This window comes from Paraburkholderia sediminicola (assembly GCF_046027825.1).
Classification (GTDB): Bacteria; Pseudomonadota; Gammaproteobacteria; order Burkholderiales; family Burkholderiaceae; genus Paraburkholderia; species Paraburkholderia sediminicola_D.
The window spans coordinates 69,512-92,966 of record NZ_JAQQDU010000023.1; the positions used below are offsets into that span (position 1 = coordinate 69,512).

Annotated in this window: 21 protein-coding genes and 1 pseudogene; 10 read left to right on the forward strand and 12 right to left on the reverse strand. The window is 63.0% G+C overall.

The features are described from left to right. Positions 1 to 78 precede the first annotated feature (78 nt). Together PQQ96_RS15235 and PQQ96_RS15240 are read left to right on the forward strand one after the other, a co-directional pair. On the forward strand, positions 79 to 1,305 hold the full coding sequence (locus tag PQQ96_RS15235) for an HlyD family secretion protein (RefSeq protein WP_408293071.1): 1,227 nt from the start codon (positions 79 to 81) through the stop codon (positions 1,303 to 1,305). Between the two features lie 34 nt (positions 1,306 to 1,339). Then, positions 1,340 to 2,902 (forward strand): DHA2 family efflux MFS transporter permease subunit, encoded by a 1,563-nt coding sequence (locus PQQ96_RS15240; protein ID WP_408293074.1) that lies wholly within the window; start codon positions 1,340 to 1,342, stop codon positions 2,900 to 2,902. 101 nt (positions 2,903 to 3,003) lie between these two features. Here the strand turns inward: PQQ96_RS15240 and truB are convergent, their stop codons facing one another. From truB to rimP, 5 genes are all read right to left on the reverse strand, one after another. Then, positions 3,004 to 3,939, reverse strand: coding sequence for a tRNA pseudouridine(55) synthase TruB (truB, locus tag PQQ96_RS15245; RefSeq protein WP_408293077.1), 936 nt, complete (start codon positions 3,937 to 3,939; stop codon positions 3,004 to 3,006). Between the two features lie 89 nt (positions 3,940 to 4,028). Further along, positions 4,029 to 4,394 (reverse strand): 30S ribosome-binding factor RbfA, encoded by a 366-nt coding sequence (gene rbfA, locus PQQ96_RS15250; protein WP_408293080.1) that lies wholly within the window; start codon positions 4,392 to 4,394, stop codon positions 4,029 to 4,031. Positions 4,395 to 4,608: 214 nt separating this feature from the next. Beyond that, on the reverse strand, positions 4,609 to 7,581 hold the full coding sequence (gene infB, locus PQQ96_RS15255) for a translation initiation factor IF-2 (RefSeq protein ID WP_408293082.1): 2,973 nt from the start codon (positions 7,579 to 7,581) through the stop codon (positions 4,609 to 4,611). A 93-nt stretch (positions 7,582 to 7,674) separates the two neighbouring features. Continuing rightward, positions 7,675 to 9,150, reverse strand: a complete 1,476-nt coding sequence (gene nusA, locus PQQ96_RS15260) for a transcription termination factor NusA (protein ID WP_028199737.1) — start codon at positions 9,148 to 9,150, stop codon at positions 7,675 to 7,677. After that, on the reverse strand, positions 9,147 to 9,605 hold the full coding sequence (gene rimP / locus PQQ96_RS15265; protein ID WP_408293085.1) for a ribosome maturation factor RimP: 459 nt from the start codon (positions 9,603 to 9,605) through the stop codon (positions 9,147 to 9,149). The genes nusA and rimP overlap by 4 nt, the downstream gene beginning before the upstream one ends. Before the next feature lie 186 nt (positions 9,606 to 9,791). On the opposite strand from rimP, the gene PQQ96_RS15270 reads away from it, so the two are divergent. After that, positions 9,792 to 10,130 (forward strand): hypothetical protein, encoded by a 339-nt coding sequence (locus PQQ96_RS15270; protein WP_408293088.1) that lies wholly within the window; start codon positions 9,792 to 9,794, stop codon positions 10,128 to 10,130. On the opposite strand, the gene rluB is transcribed toward PQQ96_RS15270, so the two are convergent. The 4 genes from rluB to PQQ96_RS15290 all read right to left on the reverse strand — a co-directional run bounded on the left by rluB (position 10,127) and on the right by PQQ96_RS15290 (position 15,927). Then, positions 10,127 to 12,043, reverse strand: a complete 1,917-nt coding sequence (rluB, locus tag PQQ96_RS15275; RefSeq protein WP_408293091.1) for a 23S rRNA pseudouridine(2605) synthase RluB — start codon at positions 12,041 to 12,043, stop codon at positions 10,127 to 10,129. The two genes, PQQ96_RS15270 and rluB, sit on opposite strands and share 4 nt — an antisense overlap. 64 nt (positions 12,044 to 12,107) lie before the next feature. Beyond that, entirely contained in the window at positions 12,108 to 13,268 is a 1,161-nt protein-coding gene (scpB, locus tag PQQ96_RS15280; protein ID WP_408293094.1) for an SMC-Scp complex subunit ScpB, read from the reverse strand. A 350-nt stretch (positions 13,269 to 13,618) separates the two neighbouring features. Beyond that, a complete protein-coding gene (locus PQQ96_RS15285) occupies positions 13,619 to 14,842 on the reverse strand; it encodes a pyridoxal phosphate-dependent aminotransferase (RefSeq protein ID WP_408293097.1) in 1,224 nt (407 codons plus the stop codon). A gap of 182 nt (positions 14,843 to 15,024) precedes the next feature. Beyond that, positions 15,025 to 15,927 (reverse strand): LysR family transcriptional regulator, encoded by a 903-nt coding sequence (locus PQQ96_RS15290; RefSeq protein ID WP_408293099.1) that lies wholly within the window; start codon positions 15,925 to 15,927, stop codon positions 15,025 to 15,027. A 409-nt stretch (positions 15,928 to 16,336) separates the two neighbouring features. On the opposite strand from PQQ96_RS15290, the pseudogene PQQ96_RS15295 reads away from it, so the two are divergent. Further along, positions 16,337 to 16,732, forward strand: a pseudogene (locus tag PQQ96_RS15295) (transposase); the annotation flags it as partial. Positions 16,733 to 17,030: 298 nt separating this feature from the next. Then, positions 17,031 to 17,285 (forward strand): hypothetical protein, encoded by a 255-nt coding sequence (locus tag PQQ96_RS15300; protein WP_408293102.1) that lies wholly within the window; start codon positions 17,031 to 17,033, stop codon positions 17,283 to 17,285. Between the two features lie 377 nt (positions 17,286 to 17,662). Here the strand turns inward: PQQ96_RS15300 and PQQ96_RS15305 are convergent, their stop codons facing one another. After that, positions 17,663 to 17,986 (reverse strand): hypothetical protein, encoded by a 324-nt coding sequence (locus PQQ96_RS15305; protein WP_074284527.1) that lies wholly within the window; start codon positions 17,984 to 17,986, stop codon positions 17,663 to 17,665. A 266-nt stretch (positions 17,987 to 18,252) separates the two neighbouring features. Between PQQ96_RS15305 and PQQ96_RS15310 the strand changes: the two genes are divergently transcribed. From PQQ96_RS15310 to PQQ96_RS15320, 3 genes are all read left to right on the forward strand, one after another. Then, positions 18,253 to 18,972: a YdcF family protein gene (locus tag PQQ96_RS15310; protein WP_408293105.1), complete on the forward strand. Its 720-nt coding sequence runs from the start codon at positions 18,253 to 18,255 to the stop codon at positions 18,970 to 18,972. A 245-nt stretch (positions 18,973 to 19,217) separates the two neighbouring features. Then, a complete protein-coding gene (locus tag PQQ96_RS15315; RefSeq protein ID WP_408293108.1) occupies positions 19,218 to 19,460 on the forward strand; it encodes a hypothetical protein in 243 nt (80 codons plus the stop codon). A gap of 213 nt (positions 19,461 to 19,673) precedes the next feature. Then, on the forward strand, positions 19,674 to 19,931 hold the full coding sequence (locus PQQ96_RS15320) for a hypothetical protein (protein ID WP_007182306.1): 258 nt from the start codon (positions 19,674 to 19,676) through the stop codon (positions 19,929 to 19,931). Positions 19,932 to 20,056: 125 nt separating this feature from the next. Here the strand turns inward: PQQ96_RS15320 and PQQ96_RS15325 are convergent, their stop codons facing one another. Beyond that, positions 20,057 to 20,347 carry a putative quinol monooxygenase gene (locus tag PQQ96_RS15325; RefSeq protein ID WP_408293129.1) on the reverse strand — a complete coding sequence of 97 codons (291 nt, stop codon included), beginning with the start codon at positions 20,345 to 20,347 and terminating at the stop codon, positions 20,057 to 20,059. A gap of 539 nt (positions 20,348 to 20,886) precedes the next feature. On the opposite strand from PQQ96_RS15325, the gene PQQ96_RS15330 reads away from it, so the two are divergent. Further along, on the forward strand, positions 20,887 to 22,212 hold the full coding sequence (locus tag PQQ96_RS15330; RefSeq protein ID WP_408293111.1) for an EAL domain-containing protein: 1,326 nt from the start codon (positions 20,887 to 20,889) through the stop codon (positions 22,210 to 22,212). A gap of 12 nt (positions 22,213 to 22,224) precedes the next feature. On the opposite strand, the gene arfB is transcribed toward PQQ96_RS15330, so the two are convergent. Next, positions 22,225 to 22,629, reverse strand: coding sequence for an alternative ribosome rescue aminoacyl-tRNA hydrolase ArfB (gene arfB, locus PQQ96_RS15335; protein ID WP_201075239.1), 405 nt, complete (start codon positions 22,627 to 22,629; stop codon positions 22,225 to 22,227). A 151-nt stretch (positions 22,630 to 22,780) separates the two neighbouring features. Here arfB and PQQ96_RS15340 point away from each other — a divergent pair, with 151 nt between their 5' ends. Beyond that, positions 22,781 to 23,422, forward strand: coding sequence for a VC0807 family protein (locus tag PQQ96_RS15340; RefSeq protein ID WP_408293114.1), 642 nt, complete (start codon positions 22,781 to 22,783; stop codon positions 23,420 to 23,422). Positions 23,423 to 23,455: the final 33 nt, after the last annotated feature.

Consider the following 23,455-nt stretch of genomic DNA (forward strand, 5'->3'; position numbering starts at 1 on the left):
AACCCGCAGCGAAGCCACACTGAATCCGCACGAACATCCGAATAAACGACGACGCTTGAGAGAACCCGGAGCACATCAATGAGCACCCCCCAGCAGCCCGCTGCCCCCGCACAATCGGCGAACAACGGCAAACGCAAGCGCATGATGACGTTGCTCGTCATCGTGATCCTGATCGCCGCGGTCGCCTACGGTCTTTACTACTTCCTCGTCGCGCGCTTCCATGAAGACACCGACGACGCATATGTGAACGGCAACGTCGTGCAGATCACGCCGCAAGTCACCGGCACGGTCATCGCCGTGAACGCGGACGACACGCAAACCGTCAAGGCCGGCGACCCGGTCGTCGTGCTCGATCCGGCCGACGCGCGCGTCGCGCTCGAACAGGCCGAAGCGAATCTTGCGCAGACGGTTCGCCAGGTGCGCGGCCTGTTCGCCGACGACAACCAGTATCAGGCGCAAGTTGCCCAGCGCCAGTCCGACCTGTCGCGCGCGCAGGACGACCTGAAGCGGCGCATGGCGGTCGCGCAAACCGGCGCCGTGTCGCTGGAAGAAATCTCGCACGCCCGCGACGCCGTGAAGAGCGCACAAGCGTCGGTCGACGCCGCCGAGCAACAACTGGCATCGAACCGCGCGCTGACCGCGAACACCACGATCGCGAATCACCCGAACGTGCAGGCTGCCGCCGCGAAAGTCCGCGACGCTTACCTGAACAACGCACGTAACAACCTGCCGGCGCCGGTCACGGGCTACGTCGCGAAGCGCTCGGTGCAGGTCGGCCAGCGCGTCTCGCCGGGCACCCCGCTGATGGCCATCGTGCCGCTGGGCGGCGTATGGGTCGATGCGAACTTCAAGGAAGTGCAGCTGAAGTACATGCATATCGGCCAGCCGGTCGAACTGACCGCCGATGTGTACGGTTCGTCAGTGGTGTACCACGGCAAGGTCGTCGGCTTCTCGGCGGGCACGGGTTCGGCGTTCTCGCTGCTGCCCGCGCAGAACGCGACCGGCAACTGGATCAAGGTGGTGCAGCGTCTGCCGGTGCGGATCGCGCTCGACCCGCAGGAACTTGAAAAGCATCCGCTGCGCATCGGCCTGTCGATGCAAGCTGACGTCAGCATCAAGGATCAAAGCGGCGGCCAGCTCGGCGAAGCACCGAACACGGTCTACGAGACCAACGTGTTCGAGAAGTATGGCGACCAGGCCGACGCTGAAATCGCTCGCATCATTTCGGAAAATGCAGGTCCGAACGGCGGCTCGCAGAAGTCGGCTCAAGCCGGCGCGGCCAAGCCCGCCGCGAAGCTGATGTAAGCGGCGCGACGATTCATAAAAGAAGGCTTTTTTAATGGCTCAGGCTCAGGCGCAAGTCCCTCATCCGCCGCTCGAGGGCGCGCAGCTGGTGATCGGCACCATCGCGGTGTCGCTCGCCGTGTTCATGAATGTGCTCGACACCTCGATTGCGAACGTGTCGATCCCGTCAATTTCGGGCGACCTCGGGGTGTCGGCTGACCAGGGCACGTGGGTGATCACGTCGTTCGCGGTGGCGAACGCGATCTCCGTGCCACTGACCGGCTGGCTCACTGACCGTGTCGGCCAGGTGCGCCTGTTCATGGCGTCGATCATTCTGTTCGTGATCTCGTCATGGATGTGCGGTCTCGCGCCCACCCTGCCGTTCCTGCTTGCCTCGCGCGTGCTGCAAGGCGCCGTGGCCGGTCCGATGATTCCGCTGTCGCAAACCCTGCTGCTCGCCAGTTATCCACGCGCCAAGGCGCCGATGGCGCTATCGATGTGGGCGATGACCACACTGATTGCGCCCGTGGCCGGGCCGATTCTGGGCGGATGGATCTCAGACAACATCTCGTGGCCGTGGATTTTCTACGTCAACATTCCAGTCGGCGCGATCGCCGCAGGAGCGACGTGGATGATCTTCCGCAAGCGCGATTCGGTTATCAAGAAGGCACCGATCGACGGCGTCGGTCTCGGGCTGCTGATCCTCTGGGTCGGCTCGCTGCAGGTGATGCTCGACAAGGGCAAGGACCTCGACTGGTTCTCGTCGACCACCATTGTCGTGCTGGCGCTGACAGCGGTGATTTCGCTCGCGTTCTTTATCGTCTGGGAATTGACGGCCGATCATCCGGTGGTCGATCTGTCGCTCTTCAGGCGACGTAATTTCACGAGCGGCACGGTTGCGTTGTCGATCGGCTATGGGCTCTACTTCGGCAACCTCGTGTTGTTGCCGCTGTGGCTGCAAACCGACATCGGTTACACGGCCACCGAAGCAGGTCTCGTGATGGCGCCGGTGGGCCTGTTCGCCGTGCTGCTGTCGCCGATCACCGGCAAGATTTTGCCGCGCACCGATCCGCGCTATATCTCGACCTTGTCGTTCCTCGTGTTCGCCTTGTGTTTCTGGATGCGCTCGCGCTATACGACCGGCGTCGATACTTATTCGCTGCTGGTGCCGACGCTGATTCAAGGCATCGGCATGGCCGGGTTCTTCATCCCGCTGGTGTCGATCACGCTGTCGGGTTTGCCTGGCAACCGGATTCCGGCTGCGTCAGGCTTGTCGAATTTCGTGCGGATCATGTGCGGCGGGATTGGCACGTCGATCTTCCAGACCGCGTGGGATCACCGCACCATCATGCATCATGCGCAACTAGCCGAACAGGCGAGCGCGTACAACCCGGTGTTCGATCAGTCGATCCGACAGATGGGTGCGGCGGGCTACAGTCAGCCGCAGGCGTATGGTCTGTTCAATACGATGGCGACGCAGCAGGCCGCGCAGTTAGGCGTGAACGATCTGTTCTTTGTATCGGCGGGCATCTTTGTCGCACTGATCGCGCTGATCTGGATGGCAAAGCCGGAACGCGCCGGGGGTGATGCGGGTGCGGCGGCCGCGGCAGCGCATTGACGGTTTAGCTTCCGTCCGCGATGCGGGCTGTAGGTGGGAAAAAAGGCGGGACCGCTGTCGAGCGGTCCCGCCTTTTTCGTTGTTGCTGCTGATGTTTCTGCCTAGCTCTCTGCGGTGACGACCAGCCGCTCGGGCGCCAATACGCCCTCGCCTTGCTTCGCGACCCCAAGCAGACGCCCTTCTGCTGCATACACGCGCACTCGAGGCGCATTCACTGCGTCGCCGGTGATCGTCAACTCGGAGAGCTTCAGACGTTGACCGTGCAGGAAGCGACGGGTCGCGTCTTCGTCCAGGGTGATGAGCGGGAATGTGGACAGCAATGCGTCGACCGGTTGCAGCCACGTATCACGTTCGGTCTCCGTCGCATCGGACAACGCGTCGAGCGTCACCGCATGCTCCAGCGTCAGTGCGCCGACGCCGGTACGCCGCAGCGCAACCAGATGCGCACCACAACCGAGTGCTTCGCCGATATCCTCGGCGAGCGTGCGCACATACGTGCCTTTGCTGCACGTCACGCGAAACGTCACATCGGGCAACGCAGAGGCCAGCATGTCGAGCGCGTGAATCGTCACCTGACGCCCTTCCCGCTCCACCGTTTGACCTGCGCGCGCATATTCGTATAGCGGTTTGCCGTCGCGCTTGAGCGCCGAATACATCGGCGGGACTTGAATGATGTCGCCGAGAAACGTCTGCATGGCCGCCTGAACGGCAGCCTGATCGCACGTCACCTCGCGCGTGTCGATTGCTTCGCCTTCGGCGTCGCCGGTGGTCGTGCGGATACCGAGGCGCATGGTCGCCTCATAGGTCTTGTCGGCTTCGAGCAGATCTTGCGAAAACTTGGTGGCTTCGCCGAAACAGAGCGGCAAGAGACCCGTGGCAAGTGGATCGAGCGTGCCGGTATGGCCCGCCTTTTTAGCCAGATAGAGACGCTTCGCGCGAATCAGCGCGTCGTTGCTCGACAGGCCGAGCGGCTTGTCGAGCAGCAGTACGCCGTCGAGCGCGCGACGCGGCACGCGGGGGCGTTGAGGTGCGGTCATGTCAGAAAGACAGAGTCTTCGAAGTAGTCGGAAACAGCGCTAAATGAATGGCCACTGAGGCAGTGCAGCCAGAAACGCGAACCGCGCGCTCAGTCTTCTTTCGCGCGATTGGCGTTCGCCTCGTCGATCAGACGGGACATTTCGACGGCTCGTTCGATCGTCTGGTCATAATGGAAATGCAGCGTCGGCACGGTATGGATGTGCAGGCGCTTGAACAGTAGATTGTGCAGATGACCGGCCGCGTGCTGAAGTGCTTCGAGCGTCTGTTGCGGGTCGCCAGTCAGCGTCGTGAAGTAGACCTTCGCATGCGCGTAGTCGGGCGTCAGTTCGACGCTTTGAATCGTGACGAGGCCGATGCGCGGATCCTTGACCTCGCGCAGCAACTCGGAAAGGTCGCGCTGGATCTGATCGGCGATCTGCACGTTGCGATTGGGAGATGAACGTTTCTTAGGCATGATGTTTGTGTGATCCGCTCAGACGGATGCAAAAAAGTTGTTCGCGCGAGCCGTGGCGGTTGTTGCCCGGGCAGTAACGAAGCGCGGCGACGAAGCAGCTTGATAGCGACTGCAATCCACCGCGGTGCGCAATACGCGAAATGCGCAGGCCCAAAAACAACGGGCGGAGCGGGCGCTTAAGCCCGCTCCGCCCGTTGAGCCAATGCCGCGTGAATTACAGCGTACGCGCGACTTCGGTAACTTCGAAGACTTCGAACTGATCGCCTTCGACGATATCGTTGAAGTTCTTGATCGACATACCGCACTCGAAGCCCTGACGGACTTCCTTCACGTCGTCCTTGAAGCGTTTGAGCGAATCGAGCTCGCCCGTGAAGATGACGACGTTGTTGCGCAGCACGCGCACCGACGACGAGCGCTTGACGAAACCGTCCGTGACCATACAGCCGGCCACCGCGCCAATCTTCGGTACCTTGAAGACCTGACGCACTTCGACCGTACCCGTCACGACTTCGCGCTTCTCCGGTGCCAGCATGCCCGACATCGCGGCCTTCACTTCATCCACAGCGTCATAGATGATGTTGTAGTAGCGAATATCGACGCCGTTGGTTTCCGCGAGCTTGCGCGCCTGTGCATCCGCACGGGTGTTGAAGCCGATGATGACCGCCTTCGAAGCCGTAGCCAGGTTGACGTCCGACTCGCTGATACCACCCACGGCGCCGTGCACGATCTGCACGCGGACTTCGTCGGTCGACAGCTTGAGCAGCGACTGCACCAGCGCTTCCTGCGAACCTTGCACGTCAGCCTTGACGATGAGCGGCATGTACGCCACTTCGCCTTCGCCCATCTGTTCCAGCATGTTCTCGAGCTTCGCGGCCTGTTGCTTGGCCAGCTTGACGTCGCGGAACTTGCCTTGACGGAACAGCGCGACTTCACGCGCCTTGCGGTCGTCCGGCATGACGATGACTTCTTCGCCAGCTTGCGGGACTTCCGACAGACCTTGAATCTCAACCGGGATCGACGGGCCTGCCGACTTGGTCGGCTTGCCGGTTTCGTCGAGCATGGCTCGCACGCGACCGTAAGCGCTACCTGCCAGCACCACGTCACCGCGGTTCAGCGTACCCGACTGGACCAGGATCGTTGCAACCGGACCCTTACCCTTATCGAGCTTCGCTTCAATGACCAGACCCTTGGCCGGCGCTTCGACCGGTGCCTTCAGTTCCAGCACTTCGGCTTGCAGCAGCACGTTTTCCAGCAGTTCGTCGATACCCGCGCCGGTTTTCGCAGACACCGACACGAACGGCGAATCGCCACCGTATTCTTCCGGCACGACGCCTTCCGCGACGAGTTCCTGCTTGACGCGATCCGGATTCGCATCCGGCTTGTCGATCTTGTTGATTGCGACGACGAGCGGCACGCCGCCTGCCTTCGCGTGGGCAATCGCTTCCTTCGTTTGCGGCATCACGCCGTCGTCGGCTGCGACCACCAGAATCACGATGTCGGTTGCCTTCGCACCGCGAGCACGCATGGCCGTAAATGCTTCGTGGCCCGGCGTATCGAGGAACGTGATGACGCCACGCGGCGTTTCAACGTGATAGGCGCCGATGTGCTGCGTAATCCCGCCCGCTTCACCCGCTGCCACCTTGGCGCGGCGGATGTAATCGAGCAGCGACGTCTTACCGTGGTCGACGTGGCCCATGACCGTGACGACCGGCGGACGCGGCAGTGCTTCTGCGTCCGTGATTTCGCCTTCGACCAGCATCGCTTCCGGATCGTCCAGCTTGGCCGCAACCGCATGGTGGCCCAGTTCCTCGACGATGATCATCGCCGTTTCCTGGTCCAGCATCTGGTTGATCGTGACCATCTGGCCGAGCTTCATCATCGACTTGATGACTTCCGAGGCCTTCACCGCCATCTTGTGCGCCAGATCGGCGACCGTAATGGTTTCCGGCACGTGCACTTCACGCACGATCGGTTCGGTCGGCGCCTGGAACGTGGTGTTCTGATCCTGATGCTTGCCGCGACCCTTCGGGCCACCGCGCCAGCCGCGATCAACACCGCCGCTCGAATCGCCACGCGTCTTGATACCGCGGCGCTTCGCTGCGTCGTCCTGCCAGCCGCCCTTGCCACCGCCCGGCTTCTTCTTGTCGCCGGCCGACGGCGTGGTCGTAGCAGCCGGAGCCGCAGCAGCCGGCTTCTTGGCTGCCGGACGTGCCGGTGCTGCGCCTTCCGGACGCGCCGGCTTGTGCAGCGTGCCCTTGGCTTCCACGGCCTTGACCGGCTCAGCGGGCTTCGGTGCCGGTTCCGGCGCCTTGACCTGCGCCTTGCGCGGCGTGTTCATCATTTCCCGAATCGCACGTGCTTCGGCTTCTGCCGCCGCACGGCGCTTGCTGATTTCTTCCTGCTCGGCGCGCGTTTTCTCGGCGGCCTGACGCGCTGCGTCTTCCGCTTTCTTCGCCGCTTCGCGTTGTGCCGCACGTTCCGCCGCAGCGCGCTCGTCGTCCTGCTCGCTTTCCTTGGCAGCCGCCGGCTCCGCAGCCTTGGCCGCTACCGGTTCAGCCTTCGCAGCCGCCGGCTGGGCAGCCTGGGCCGGTTTCGCAGCCTGAGCCTGCTCGCGAGCCGCCGCTTCGGCCGCAGCCGCCGCGCGCTTCTTCGCCGCTTCTTCTTCCGCACGACGACGCTCGGCTTCAGCAGCCTGCTCGCGCGCCTGACGTTCGGCTTCTTCGCGTTCGAGCTGTTCCTGACGCGCCTTCAACTCCTGAGCCTGCTTCTCGAGCAGTTCGGCTTCGTGACGAGCTTCCTCTTCACGACGCTGGAGTTCGAGATCATCGACGTCGACGTCGGCCTCGGCCACATGATTCGATGCATCGCCGCCTTCAGCGGCGGATTCGTCGCGGCGGACGAAAGTGCGCTTCTTACGCACCTCGACCTGAATGGTGCGAGCTTTACCCGTCGCGTCGGATTGCTTGATCTCCGACGTATGCCGCTTGGTCAGCGTGATCTTGCGCTTGTCCGCATCAGTCGAGCCGTGAGACTTGCGCAAGTGGTCGAGCAGACGCGCCTTGTCCGTTTCGGACAAGCTGTCGTCTTCGCTCGCTTTGGTGACGCCTGCTGCCTGAAGCTGCTCAAGGAGCACGCCTGCAGGCATTTTCAGTTCCGCGGCAAATTGGGCTACGTTGTTACTCGCCATTCATTCCTCTTAATGCAAGGACCGATTCCTTGCGGTTAGCATCTTGTCATGCGGCCTGACGGCCGCTTCAATTTAGTGCGCCATGGTCATTTCTCACTGGAACCAATGTTCACGTGCTTTCATGATCAACGCCTTAGCGGCATCCTCTTCCATTCCGGTCATCTCGACCAGTTCATCCACAGCCAGTTCGGCGAGTTCGTCGCGCGTCTGGATCTGATGTTCAGCAAGCTTGGCGAGCAGGTCGGCGTCCATGCCGTCCAGGCTCTTCAGGTCGAGTGCAACATTCTCGACCTTTTCTTCATTCGCGATCGCCTGCGTCAACAACGCGTCGCGCGAGCGATTACGCAGTTCGTGAACGGTGTCTTCGTCGAATGCTTCGATTTCGAGCATCTCGTTGAGCGGCACATAAGCGATCTCTTCGAGGCTCGTAAAGCCTTCGTCGATCAGGATGTCGGCAACTTCTTCGTCGACATCGAGACGCGCCATGAACAGGTCACGCAGTACACCGCGTTCCTGATTCTGCTTTTGCGCAGATTCGTCCGGCGTCATGATGTTGATCTGCCAGCCGGTGAGTTCGCTGGCAAGACGCACGTTCTGGCCGCTGCGGCCGATCGCGACCGCCAGTTCGTTTTCGTCTACGACGACGTCCATCGAATGCTTTTCTTCATCGACGACGATCGACTGGACGGCTGCCGGCGCGAGCGCGCCGATCACAAACTGAGCGGGATCTTCCGACCATAGCACGATGTCGACGTTTTCGCCACCGAGCTCGTTACGCACGGCCTGTACACGCGAACCGCGGATACCGACGCAAGTACCGATCGGATCGATGCGCTTGTCGTAAGCGACCACGCCGATCTTGGCGCGCACGCCCGGATCGCGGGCCGCCGCCTTGATTTCCAGCAGGCCCTGTTCGATTTCCGGCACTTCCATTTCGAACAGCTTCATCAGGAATTCGGGCGCCGTACGCGACAGCTCGATCTGCGGACCGCGAGCGGTGCGATCGACCTTGGCGATATAGGCGCGCACGCGGTCGCCCACGCGCAGATTTTCCTTCGGAATCAGCTGGTCGCGGCGCAGCAGCGCTTCGACACGGCCGGTTTCGACGATGAAGTTGCCCTTATCCAGGCGCTTCACCGAGCCGGTCATGATGTGCTCGCCGCGCTCGAGGAAATCGTTCAGGATCTGCTCGCGTTCAGCGTCGCGCACCTTCTGCAGGATCACCTGCTTGGCAGCCTGCGCGCCGATACGGCCGAATTCGATCGACGGCACCGGTTCTTCGATGTATTCGTCGAGCTGGATTTCCGGCTTCTGTTCACGTGCTTCGAACAGCAGGATTTCCTGATCGGGTTCCTGCAGGCCGGCTTCGTCCGGCACGACTTTCCAGCGGCGAAACGTTTCGTGCTCGCCGCTTTCACGGTCGATCTGGACGCGAATATCCGCATCTTCTTCGAAGAGTTTCTTGGAGGCCGAAGCGAGGGCCGCCTCGAGCGCGGCAAATACCACGTCTTTATCGACGTTCTTCTCGCGTGCCAGCGCATCCACCAGCATCAACACTTCGCGACTCATTGTTTGCGGCTCCTAAAGTCAACGTTCGGAACGAGGCGTGCCTTATCGATATCCGCGACGGTGAAATCGAGCATCGCGGCGCCTTCCTTCCCTTCAAATTCCAGACCGATCGTCTCGCCTTGCGGAGCATGCAGGATGCCCCGGTACGATTTCCGTCCGTCCAATGGCTTTTTCAATGTGATTACCACTTCGCTGCCTGCGAAGCGTTCGAAATCCGCCAGTTTTTTCAGCGGGCGGTCGAGACCCGGCGACGACACTTCAAGCCGCTCGTAATCGATATTTTCGACCGTCAGAACGTGCTGGAGCTGACGCGTGACTTTCTCGCAGTCCTCGATCGCGATGCCGGCCGGCTGGTCGATATAAATACACAAACTGCCGCGCCCGGTGCGCTCGAGATCGACAAGCTCGTAGCCAAGTCCCACGACCGTGGTTTCAATCAGTTCCGTCAGTTGCACAGTGCCCTCTAAGATGTTCGCGCGGCGAGACCTGCCGGGTTTGTCTGCAAACACCAATGCGGGCCGCGCGCCAAGCCGGCGCACGTTCGTGCTACCCGAGATGCCGAACCACTGAGAACTGAGCGGCAAAAAAAAATGGGCTAAACGCCCATCATCTTATTGCCGGTGGTCGCACCTGAGCCGCACATGAAAAGCCGCACGCCCAGCGACTCCGCGATTGTAGCCATTTTTCGGGACAAACGCAAACCGCAGAACGCCGCGCGAAGCGCATTTCCGCTTGATTTCATGGGAATCTTTCAACGATATGGCGGCGCTGCGGGCCTTTTGCAAGGCGGCTTGCGCCGCCCAAGACCCGCGCCGGACAAGCGGGGCCAGGAAACTCTGCCCCTACTTATGCACGCACCGCGGTTTTATGCGTTAGATGAAATCCGCGATGCTCGTCGATCGATTCCGACGGTGGCGAGGTGTGAATCGTTGAGAACCGATCAACCGCCCGCCGCCATGCTTACAGCGCTTGCTGCTTAACGGCCACGTGAGCGGCCGCGCGGCGCGCCGCCGCTGCGATTGGCGCCGCCCGCGCCGGCGTTGCCGCCACCCGCGCGGTTGGCGTTACCGCCACGATTGCCGCCCGGCCCGCGGCTGCCACCGCTGCCCGGATTGCCGCCGGGGCCGCCCGGACCGCCAGCGCGCTTACCACCGCCAGCCGCACGGTTGCCACCGCCCGACGGCGCGCGATTGCCGTCGACGTCACCACGGCCGCCACGCGGACCCGGCGCGCCGCCGCCCATCGGGCCGCTGAAGCCACCAGCGCTACGCCCAGCGCCGCGATTGCCGTAGCCGCCGGCGCCAGCGCCGCCAAAACCACCACCCGCACCGCCACCGAAGCCACCGCCCGCCGCACCGCGACGGCCTTGACCGCGCGGCTGCTGCTGGTCGAAACGGCCATGCGACATCAGCACCGGTTCGCGGCTGATGAAGCCCATCGATGTTTGCATCGGATCCGGCTGCTTACGCTCCGGCGCCTCTCTGCGGCTGCCCTTTTCTTCCGACGGGGCCTTCAGGCCGACCGACGCCATCAGCGCGCGCACCTGATTGTCTTCGAGTTCTTCCCAGCGACCGCGCTTCAGGCCCTTCGGCAATGAAATCGGGCCATGACGCGTGCGGATCAGGCGGCTGACCATCAGGCCGGCCGCTTCGAACATACGGCGCACTTCGCGATTACGCCCTTCGGCGAGCGCGACGTGATACCAATGATTGGTGCCCTCGCCGCCGCCATCGCGGATGCGCAAGAAATTTGCCGGGCCGTCTTCCAGCTCAACGCCGTGCAACAGCTTCTGACGCATGCCTTCTGCCAGCTCGCCGACCACGCGCACCGCATATTCACGCTCGACGCTGTAACGCGGATGCATGAAACGGTTCGCCAGATCGCCCGAGGTGGTCAGCATCAGCAGACCTTCGGTGTTGAAGTCGAGGCGGCCGACCGCGAGCCACTTGGCGGTCTTCATGGCCGGCAGCTTGTCAAACACTGACGGACGGCCTTCCGGATCGGCGTGGCTGACGATTTCGCCAGTCGGTTTGTGATACAGCAGCACGCGCGGCGGCTTGTTGGCCAGCTTGCGCTTGACCGGCTTGCCGTTGATGCGAACCTGGTCGGTCGGCATGATGCGCTGGCCGATGTGGGCCGGCTCGCCGTTCACCGACACGCGGCCGGCGACGATCAATTCTTCCATGTCGCGGCGCGAGCCCATGCCGGCTTCGGCCAGCACTTTGTGCAGCTTCGGCGCGTCGTCGTCCGCGGCGAGGACACGCTTGGGCGCGACCGGCTTGCCACGGCGCAGCATCGGGGCGCGCACGCCGCCGGTGGCGCTGTTGTCCGCATCGAATGCGGGCGAGGTGACGTACGAGAACAGATCGTCCGGGCTCGCTTCGGTCGCGACTGCCACCGGTGCTTCGGCGCCCCGGCGATTCTGACGCTGACCGCCTTCGCGCGGCTGACGCTCGCCGCGGCCTCCTTCACGTTGCCCTTCACGCTGCCCTTCGCGAGGACCGCCCTCGCGGGGCGCCCCTTCACGTTGACCGCCCTCACGCTTCGCGCCGCCCGCATTGCGGCGCGGGCCCTTGGCGCCGGCTTCCTTGCGCGGCATGCGCACTTGCGCCACCACCTCGCCGTCCGGCGGCGCTTCGGTGACGACCGGCGCGCCTTGCGCGGGCGCACCATCCGCGCCCTTCGTCTTCGCTCCGGCGCGGCGGCGCGCGATCAGGCTGCGCGGTCCGCGACGCAGGCCGCGGCGCGGACGGTCTTCACCGTCTGCTTCCGTGGTCTGCGCCGGGCGCTCGCCCTCGCCTGCCGACGCTTGCGTGGTGCGCGCTTCGTCGGCGCGTGCCGACGGCACGGCGCGCTCGGATTCGGACGAATCGGTGTCGTGGGTATGTGTCAAAACAACCTCAAAATGTCAGGTCGCGCGCGCCCATTGCGGGCGCGGCAAAAAAAGTTCGGTTACGTCAGGCGCTGCGCGACTCGGGTTCGTCGTCGGTCAGAATGCCTGCGTCCTGCGCCGCATCGCGACGATCCTCAGGATCGCCGTGCGCCGCCGTGGTCGGGTTCGGCTCGGCGGCGTGCTCCGTATCGCGGAGTACGCCCGAGTCGTGCGCGGGTAATGCCAGATCGGCCTGGGAGACCGGATCGTGATTCAGTGCAGGCTCGGCAATGCCGGCCTGCGGCTCAACTTGCAGCTCAACCTGTGGTTCAACGTCAGCCGCTTCGGCATGTTCTTGCCCGGCCGGGGCTGCAGCAGCATCCTGATGCGGCTCGGGTGCCGACGCGACATCCGTCGCGCCATGCGAGGCCTCGGCAGCTTCAGCCTCGCCAGCTTCGGCTGCCCCGCTTGCCTCGGCCGACTCCGCGTGCTGCGCCTGATCGGCCGGCGCGTGAAGCTCTTCAGCATGTTCGCCAGCGATTTCCGTTCCTGCGGCCTCGCCTGCTTCTTCGACGTGACCACTATCCGTAGGCTCGCCGAGCGATTCGCCCACTGCGGCAGCGTCCGTCGCCCCTTCAAACGGCCCTTCTTCGCCCGAAACCACTGTCTGTGCGGTCTCGATTTCGGAAAATTCGATCGCATGCTGACCGAGCAGATCCGCGTTCAGCTGCGCCGACGGATCCGCGAGCGGCGGCAATTCGTCGAGCGCCTTCAAACCGAGGTCGTCGAGAAATTGCCGCGTGGTCGCGTACAGCGCCGGGCGGCCTGGCACATCACGATGGCCGATCACTTCGATCCAGCCGCGATCCTCGAGTTGCTTGACGACCTGCGTATTCACCGTGACGCCGCGAATCTCTTCGATATCGCCGCGCGTGACCGGTTGCCTGTACGCAATGATCGCGAGCGTCTCGAGCACCGCGCGCGAATATTTCGGCGGCTTCTCAGGATGCAGACGATCCAGGTACGAACGCATCGCGGGCTTGCTTTGAAATCGCCAGCCCGACGCCAGCCCGACCAGCTCCACACCGCGCCCAGACCAATCCTGCTTGAGGTCTTCGAGCAAATTCCGAACAGTGTCTGCCGACACGCCGTCGGCAAAGAGCTTGCGTAAGTCGCCGAGCTTTAACGGCTCCTGCGCGCAGATCAAGGCAGTCTCGAGGACGATCTTCGCCTCTTGGGTATTCATGCAGCTAGGTCAGACCCTGTGGTCAAAGAACCGGATCAAACAGACGATGTGGAACTGAAGACGCGCTCGCCCGATTCTGATCGGTCATATTGATGGGAGCACGCACCGGGGGGAGGCGAAACAGGCAATCGAGCCAAACCCAGCCGGACGGAGCAGCGATGTTCCTGAAAGGAATCGCGTGACTGAGCGCCATATTACGCAAAAACAATCGGTGCGTAAAGACGAAATCCCCGGCGCATTTTTCAGCTTTGGCTTCCCCCGCTGGCTTTCGCGGAAAAGTAGGCGGAAATGCACGAGAATCGGGCTGAAATGGCCCCTAAATCCGGGCCGCCTTCCCGTTCCGCCACCATTCAATGCGTGCCGTGTTGCGCGAGAAACCGCTTCAGACGCTCGACACCGGCGTCGAGCCGCGCCGTGTCGCAGGCATAGCACCAGCGCACGAAGCCCTCGCCTTGCGGGCCAAACGCGCTGCCAGGCGCCACGCCCAGGCCCACTTCGCGCACCATGGCCTTGCATAGCTCGAGACTGCGCGACGCACCCGGCATCGAGAAAAACAGATACATCGCCCCGGGCGGCGCCTTCACGTCGACACCCGGCACGGCGGACAGCGCCCGGACCAAATGGTCACGAGACGCCTTCAGGTCGAGCACCAACTCCTGCGTGAAGCGCTCGCCCTGCTGGACGGCCGCGATACCTGCCTGCTGGACGAAATCCGGCGCGCACGACGTGTTGTATTCGACCAGTTTGCCCAGATCGTCCATCAGCGAGGCCGGCGCGACAATCCAGCCGAGCCGCCAGCCGGTCATCAACCACGCCTTGGAAAACGAATTCACGCAGATCACACGCTCGTCGCGCGCGGCCAGATCGAGAAACGACGGCGCCGTGCGCGAATGGGCGCCGCGCGCGCCGGGTTCAGCGTCCGCATAATAAAGACGCTCGTAGACTTCATCGGCGACGATCCAGATGCCGTGGCGACGGCAATGCGCCAGCACGGCGCGCTGCTCGTCGCGGCTCATCACCCAGCCGGTCGGATTGTTCGGCGAGTTGATCAGCAGCATCTTCGTGTCCGGCGTCAGCGCTGCCAGCAACTGCTCGAGATCGAGTTGCCAGCCGCGTTCGCCGTAGCCCAGCGCGACGGTTTCCACATGCGCGCCCAGAATCTTGGGAATCTCGACCAGATTCGGCCACAGCGGCGTCACCGCGACGACGCGGTCACCCGCGCCCACCACCAACTGCGAGGCCAGCATCAGCGCGTTGACGCCGGCACTCGTCACCGCGATGTGATCGGGCGACGTCGTCCCGTGCAACTCGCTGACGTAGCCCGCGAGCGCCGCGCGCAGCGGCGCAATGCCCAGGTTATGCGTGCAGAAGGTAGCGCCGGCGGCCAACGCGGCGCTGGCGGCGTCGCGAATGAAGGCCGGGGTCACCCGGTCGGACTCGCCGAACCAGAACGGCAGCACGTCTGCAACACCGAAACCGGCATTGGCGACTTCACGGATCTGCGAAGGACGCAGTGCGCGCACAGCATCGCGCGCGTTGGGGATGGTGGGTACAGGCAGATCCGATTCGCTCATCAAGGCTTCCAGACGGGTGATGGACGGGTTATGGGTCAAGACCAGGTCAAGACCAGGTCCAGGCTGACCAAAGGCTGACTCAAGGCAGACTCAAGGCAGACGCATTGACGGAGGCGACAGTTTAGCGCGGCGCCTGTTTTTGGGACGGCGAAGTCACCGGGCGACGACACGTGCCCGGGCCATCAGTTCAAATCCTCAGCGCGCGCCGGCAATTGACGAATCAGGCTCCATACCGCCTCCGCCGCCGGCGAAAGAGAGCGGTCGCGCCGCCGCACCAGTTCGACCGTGCGCTCCGCGCGCGGCACGAGCGGCCGCGCCACCAGCGAGGCGCCCGCCGGCAGCGGCAGCGCCAGCCACGGCAGCACGCTCACGCCGACACCCGCCTCGACCAGCCCAAAAACGGTCGCAGAATGCCCCAGCTCCTGCACCACGGTGGCGTTCACGCCGTACTCCTGCATCACGGCGTCGATGATCGGCCGGCTGCCTGACGCGTAATCGAGCATGACAAGCTGCTGGCCCTCGAGGTCCGTCCATGCCACCTGCCGCTGTGCCGCCAGGGGGTGGTCGTCACGCGAAACGACGCAAAACGAATCCGTCATCAGCGATTCGCTGAGCAGGTCATCCGCGGAAAACGGGCCAATAATCACGCCGAAATCGACTTCGCCCGACTTCACCTTGCGCACCACGTCGCTTTGCACGTCGTCGCGCAAACCCAACGTGACGTACGGGAACTGGCGTCCACACGACGCCACCACGCGGGGCATCAACCGGCAGGCGACCGTCGGGCTCGCGGCCACCACCACGCGTCCGCGGCGCTGCTCGCCGATTTCGCGGATCTCACGCAATGCGTCGTCGAGGTCCGTCAGCAGGCGTGACACGCTCGAGACCAGGTTGCCGCCGACATCCGTCAGCTGCACCTCGCGCGTGGTGCGGTCGATCAACTTCAGACCGATCTCCCCCTCCAGTTCGCGTACGCAGCGACTCACCGCCGATTGCGTCAGGCCGATCTCATCGCCGGCTCGACTGAAGCTCTGCAAGCGGGCGACCTCAATGAAAACCCTTAGCTGGCGCAGCGTCACATTCATTTACCGACCTCATCAATAACCTCATTTGATGCGCATTGTATGGCGAAATGCCGCACCACAGCGCTATTTAGCGATCTCGCTGCAATGCAGCAATAAGGCGCAAACGCACGCTGGCCGGGCCTAATTGCACAAGATTGGTGATTGTCCCGATTTGCGGGATGGGTTTTTTGGATTCTTATACGCCCCTAGCTAGCGCCCGCGCTGGCCCGCTGTCACAGGGCTTTCAGGTAGTTGGACTCAACTTGGCACACTTCCTGCATTTACATGCACACAGGGTCGGCGCCATGACTTCTGACTGAATAGCAGCTCGTGGCAAGCCCGACCCCCCTTGGCACTCGCCTATCGAGTGCATGGAGAGTGCGCGGCGCGGGGCAGCGCACCGGAGTTAGCTTCGCTGAGGTGAAACATGATGCTGTTCGACGATTTGAGAGACAACGAGTGGGCGCTGGTCGAGGCGTTGTTCTGTGCGGAGCCCGCACGGAGCGAACGGCGCGGTCGGCCACGCGTGGAAGCACGCGCGGTTGTCAACGCCGTGCTTTGGGTACTGTCGACGGGCGAAGGCTGGTCGAAACTGCCGGGCCGCTACCCGTCGCCGCCGACTTGCCGCCGTCGCTTCGACGAATGGCAAGCCGATGGTACGCTCGCCGAAATAGTTAAGCGACTCGGCACAAGCGGCCGTGAAATTTCGCTGCGCGGGCGCATTGGCGCGACCGCGGCGAAACCGCCGGCACCGCCGAGCCGCGACCGCCTGCGTGGCGCATTCTGGACTAATCCGGAATCGTGGCGCGCGCCGGTCAAAATGGCCTGACGCGAATAGTTTTGCCTCCGGGCGCCTGCGGGCGCCCGGCGTGTATCTGGGCCGGGGTGCGCCGACTGTCGACGCTCGCCTGGCCGGCATGGGCACCGCTCTTCGGCGCGCCCAGCGTAGCCGTCCCTTCCCGCTTCGCCGACCTCTGTATCGGCTCGCTTCAGTCGCCTGAAGCGGCTCGATTGTTGCCGGTGAAACATCCATTTACTATTGCTTACAGCGTGCTTTCGCTACTCGGCATACCTTATGTGTATGCAAACAGGCCGTGAGTTGATCGGCTTGAAGGGAGCTCAGCATGAAACCAATGTCACTGCTTCTGTGCGGCATTGTCGTTTCATCAATGGCCGCACCGGCGCTCGCACAGCAGCGCCCACAAGGCTCGAACTGGCGGCCGGATCACACGGCCACCGTTGAAGCCTCGCAGCAAGGCGAAACACGCAACCGCGACTTCACGCCGCCCGTGCCGCGCGGCGACTTGCGCGGCGATATCGCGAGTAATGTTCGCGCGCGGCCGGAACCGCCGCACGACGATCCCACGCACCGCCGCTAGACATGCGCCGACGCACCTATGGTGCGTGACGTGCGCTGAAATCGTGCAAATCGTGGGTATTGGGACGGGTGCTGTGGTTGTGGTCCGCTGCAGGTAAAGTTTTACCGTCGCTGCGAAACAACGCGCTGCACGGCGAATTGAACAATCGGGGAACCACCCGGCGCTGCGCCAGTCTGATTTAACGCCATTAGCACAGCGTGGCAGTAGTAATTCCGGTATGCCCGTATCCTTGCGATACGGGCTTTTTTTTGCATGAACAGGCAGGCGGCGCGTACGGTGCCCAGGCGCATAAGCCCGGGCAATAAGCACAGCAATTAAATCACCGCCAGCCGCGTCAAGCGGCCGGAAACAAACAACGCCAGGTCCCGCCGCCGTCCCTAAGGCCGGGCTTCGAGCGCGGCCGTGGGCCGGGCTTCGGCTGTCGCAACGGCGTAGTCGTTCATTCGCTGTACGGTCCAGCTCAACAGGCGTTCGTCATGCGCGAGTCTCGCGAACTCGGCCCTGCCGCGCTCGGTGAGCACGGCGATATCGACAGGCGCGTGAAAACCCGGAGCCGGTGCGACAGTGCGCTGCCGAACGGTGTCCATCAGGCCTAGCGCGCGAAGATATTGGAAAACACCCGGCCTTCTGGCCCATGGGACCTGGCGATATTGCGCCCGCCGCAGCGCTTCAAGTACCGCTTCGTTGGAATACGTGGTCATCTCACTTCTTTCTTAAAGTGCAGCTATGACACATCTATGCCCAACACGTCACCGCGCCACCAGTGACGCGCATAGCACCCGCCCTTGGCTGGAAGCTGGCCGCATGTCATGCGGTCGAAGTCCGCCAGGTGCTGCCTGGTCTCGTTTTCGGAACCCCCGTCTGAACGGCATGTTAGCGTTCTGTCTACGGGCCGACGATGCAACCGCTGCGGCGCGATAGCAAGCCCGTAGATTTGTCCCGAAAGTCATACGTTACCCCATTTAAATTGATTCTATTCACTTTATTAGCGCTTTTTTTTGCAGCAATCGTGCTATGGAAAAGGGCCCGCCGCCCGCTTGCCATCGGCACGATCGCCCTGTTCTGGCTGCTCGCCGCCGGCTGGCTCACTGCTCCATTGCTGGAATTGGCGCAGCCGCATCGGCAGACCGACACGCCTGCCAGCTTTGCCCCACGCACCGCGATCATCATGCTCGGCGGCGGCACCATCTACGACGACGACAACGTGCTCGTCCCACCGCGCGACGTGCTCGCGCGCATTGCGGTGAGCGCGGACAACTATGCGGCCTGCAAGCGTACGGCAGCCACGTGTCAGGTGATCGTGAGCGGAGGCAATCCGCAGCGGCATGGCGCAACCGAAGCGGACACCTATCTGCCCTACCTGTTGCGCAAGCAGGTGCCGCGCGCGGACATCGTGCTGGAAAACAGCAGCCGTACGACTTATGAAAACGCGCGCAACGTCTCCGCTATTCTCGACCGGTCACAGTACGATTCCTTGATACTCGTCACCTCCGCGTATCAGATGCCACGCGCACTGCTCGACTTCCACCGTTTTGGCCTCACGCCGCAGCCACTGATCTCCAGCGCGCGGCGCGCAAGTCTCGGTGTACTGCCGCGCTATGACAATCTGGTGAACGCGGAGCTTGCGCTGCACGAACTGATTGGAATTGCGCAATTTCATGTCTATCGTGCAATAGGATGGTTCTGAATCTCGTGTGCCGTGACGAGGCAATTTATTTAGAGATGCGAATATTTTCTATGCCGGCAACGCGCTATCGAGTTTGACGCAAGCTCATCTTCGGCAGCGACTGTGGATCGAACGTAACAAGATGTAACGAATTGTCATTGCCGTTACAAAACGTCCGCTGGAGCAGATATTGCTGGCTAGAATGCATTGTCTTTCCGATTGGACAGGCAAATACTCGGGTCCATAACCACTCTGCGGAGGTAACAATGAAGAAAGTGTCCCTGGCGATCCTGATTTCCCTCGGTGCCGTAACGGGCGCGGCCTATGCGCAGGACAACGGCGTCATGATGAGCACCGATCCGGCCAAGGCCGCCGACGTCGAACAGCGTGCGCAAGATTTGCAAAACCGCCAGCAGGCAATGGAAAGCGCACCGCCCATGCACGAGAAACATCACAAGATGGCCCCGCATCACAAGAAGGCCGCCAAGCCGATGGCCGCCAGTTCGTAAGCGTCACTGGGCGCATCACCAGCGGCCGCGCCGCGAAGGTGAAAAGCCGAAGCCGGCACCGCCGGTTTCGGCTTTTTTGTTGTCTAATGGACTTGCTACAGGCCCGCTGCGCCCGGCTGACGTTATGCTAAAGTCGCGCACCGACCGGCGCCTGGCGACCGTCGCCCGGCCGGACTCCCCCTAACCTGTGCGCACCTTGGTGCGGAGGACAGCATGAGCAACATCCAGCTAGATATCGAATGGACTGAAGCAGCATCTCGCAAAATCGAAAAACTGATGCCGCGCGGCGGTCAGGAAGCGTTCCTCGCGCTGCCGCCCGTCGAGTGCCTGCCGATGGAAGGCGACGTGCTGTTTCTTGGTCCGGACGGCAAGCAGCAACCGTTCATCGTCGCGGAGCGCCAGTATCACCACGATGGCGATGCCGACTGGACCATCATCCTGATCCTCGACGTCCCGCAAGCCACGCACTAAAGAGAAACGGCGAGCGCCGCACAGGCCGGTTCCGGCCTGGCAGTTGACTCGCCGCTGTATGATCCTCGTTGTTCGGGCCTCGTTGTTCGGGCCTCGCTGGTCAGCCCTCGCTGCCGCCTAAACGCTCACGCGATCTTCGATACGACGCGAAGTTCCGCGTGTTCGACCCAATCCGCCGCTGCTTTCTTAAAAGCCGCAATGTGCGCGGATCTGGCATGCGCCGCCAGCGCTTCCTGGCTTTCCCACCGCTCGACAAACACGAACCGGCGCGGCTCCTGCACATCACGATGCAGATCGTATTGAAGCGCCCCCTGCTCCTTGCGCGTCGGCCCGACGATACCTTCGAGCGCTTCGCGCAGTTGCTCTTCATAGCCCGGCTTTGCCACCGAGATTGCGACCACCGCGATTTCCGCCATGCCTGTCCTCTGTTGGTTCACGAAAAGCAGCAGCATACCCGTCGCCCGCCAAACCTGCAGACGCTCACGCACACCGGGCAGGCTCACGCGGCGACGGCCCGCTTAGCCTGACAAATGACCGCCCGCGGGCGCAAAACATCGGAGCACCGTCCTTGCCTGGAGTTTGGCGGGCGGCCACTTACCGCCCTGATACCCTCGGCTTCATACGCCTGATTGATCGCGTTTGAACGATCGGTCTTGCACGAGGCAAACGCGTGCGAAGCTGACGCGAGACGCCCGCAACACGGGAGCCGGCCACCGCGCCACGGCCGGTTTGCCGGGCATTCGGCCACGTCCCGCGTCTGTGATAACCCGCACATTCATGCGAAGTGCGAACTGCTAGACTGGTTTTGACTAAATCCGCCGGAGTCCAGCATGGCTGGCATTGCTCTCCGCGTTTCCGGGTTTTGCCCGCCTTACCCTGCCGGCGCCTGGGCTGGGCATCCGTCGCGCGCTAAATCTGTCTGCGCGCCCCGTCACCCGATCGTCGCGATGTCACTATGCCCGCACTCATGCCCGCCTTTATGCCGACCGTCAGAGAATTGACCCTGAGCGGCCTGCTCCCGCATCTGGTCCGGGACGAGTCCGGCTGGACCGCGACATGGCGCGCCCTGACCCTGCACAGCGTGTTCCAGCCTGTGCTGTCCGTCACGCATCAGTGCGTGGTCGGCTATGAGGGCTTGCTGCGCGCCTTTGATCCGGTCGGCTTGCCGGTATCGCCGGAAGTGCTTTTTTCCGGCACACGCTCGGCCGCGGACGCACGCGAACTCGACCGCATCGCACGCTGCCTGCATGTGGCGAATTTCATGGAACAGGGCATCAGCACCGGGTGGCTGTTTCTGAATACACGTCCGCAGGTATTCGAAACCGGCTGGCCACAGCGCACCTTCATCGACGAGCTCTCGGCGCACTTCGGCCTGCCGCAGGAACGCATCGTCATTGAAGTACTCGAACAACCCGCCGACGATGAATCCGCCGTCGCCAGCATGCTCGCGGCGTCGCAGCCACGCGACTTCCTGATTGCAATCGACGATTTCGGCACCGGTTTTTCGAACTTCGACCGGGTTTGGCGCTTTCGCCCCGACATCGTCAAGCTCGACCGCTCGCTGGTCGCGCGGGCGGGCAAGCGCGAAGGCGACGATTCGATGATCAGCCACCTGATCGCGATGCTGCATCAGTCCGGTACGCTGGTGCTGGCCGAAGGCGTCGAAACCGATGAAGAGTTGATGATTCTGATGCAGGCCGACGTCGATTTCGTGCAGGGTTTCTGGCTCGGCCAGCCGCAGAATTCGGTGCAGGCGGCGTGCGCCAGGGTGCCTGCGCTGATTGAGACGATGTGGACCAAGTTCGCCGCCTATGAACGCGCCCATGCCGGCCATCAGCGGCTCGGCTTCGAAGGGTTCGCCGAAGCCGTGCTCGCCGCCGCCGACACCTTCAAAGCCACCGGCGATCTGCGGCAGGCGGCACAACAGATCTGGCATTTGCCCGAAGCGCGCCGGGTGTTCATCACTGACGGTCAAGGTGAACAGACTGAAGCGTCGGTCACGGCCGCCTCGGTGCCGCCACCGCCGCTACGGCTCGCGCCGCTCTACACCAATGCGTGCAGCAACTGGTCACGGCGCGCGTATTTCAAGCATGCGCTTGCCGCGCCGGGGCGCGTCGCCATGATGGGACCGCACTATTCGCTCGCGGACGGCCAGGACTGCTATACCGCGGCAATCGCATTCGAGCGTGACGGCACGCATGTGCTTTGCGTCGACTTTGTGCCGACTACCTCGCCGGCCGATACGCGTTCTGGCGGACGCGGAAGCAAACGCTCAGCCTGACCGGCTTCGCCTTTAATCGTCCACCCGCCCGCGGCCGGATTTGATCTCACTGCGCTTGGCCTTGCTGTCGAGGCGACGCCGGTTCGACGCGCGCGTCGGCCGGGTCGCCACGCGTGGCTTGCGCGTCACGCTGACGCTTTCGATCAATTCATCGAGCCGCGCCAGCGCCGCCGCGCGGTTCATCTCCTGAGTGCGATGCTGCTGCGCCTTGATGATCACCACGCCGTCGCGCGTGAGGCGATGATCCGACAGCGCGAGCAGGCGCATCTTCAGCACCTCCGGTAACGACGAGGCATGCACGTCGAACCGCAGATGGATGGCGCTCGAGACCTTGTTGACGTTCTGACCGCCCGCCCCTTGCGCGCGCACTGCGGTCAGTTCGATTTCGTTCGGCGGGATCGGATAACGGGATGTCATGACTGGATTGGGCTAAGAGACGCAAGTGTACACAGGGCGCAGCCGGTTACGGGCTAAGGGCTATCGGGCACGGCCGCCGATGCGAAAAACTATTTGCATCGACACCACCAGTTCACCGATACTGCGGTTTTCGCTTACAGCGTAAATTAATATGAAACTCCGTCCGGGTTTTGTGCTGGAACTGGCCGTCAACTTCCTGCTGCCGTGGCTTGCTTACCGTCTAGCGCGGCCGCACATGGGCGAGACCGGCGCGCTGATCGCGTCCGCCGTGCCGCCAATCGTCTGGAGCCTGATCGAGCTGGCACGCTTTCGACGTGTCGACGCGCTCAGCGTGATGGTCGTAGCGGGCATCGTGCTGTCGATCGCGGCGATGGCGCTGGGCGGCAGTCCCCGCATGCTGTTGCTGCGAGAGTCGCTGGTGTCCGGCGCGGTGGGCGTGGTGTTTCTGCTGTCCTTGCCGATGCGCCGCCCGCTGATCTTCTTTCTCGCGCGCGCCACCGTCGCCCGTGAAATGGAAGGCGGCGCCGCGCGCTTCGAAGCGTTGTGGCGCGAGCGGCCAACTCTCGTCAGTGCCATGCGACTCATGACGCTCGTCTGGGGCGTCGGCCTGACCGGTGAAACGGCGCTGCGTGCATGGATGGCGCTCACGTGGCCGATCGAGCGCTTTCTGGTGGTCTCGCCGTTCATCGGCTATGGCATTTACGGCGCCTTGACGCTGTGGACGGTGTGGTATCGCAAGACCCTGCGCAGCCGGGACGAGGCGCGCGCGCAGCCGGACGGAATCGCGAGCTGAACACGGCTTAGGCGCTTTGGGATATTCGCCCAG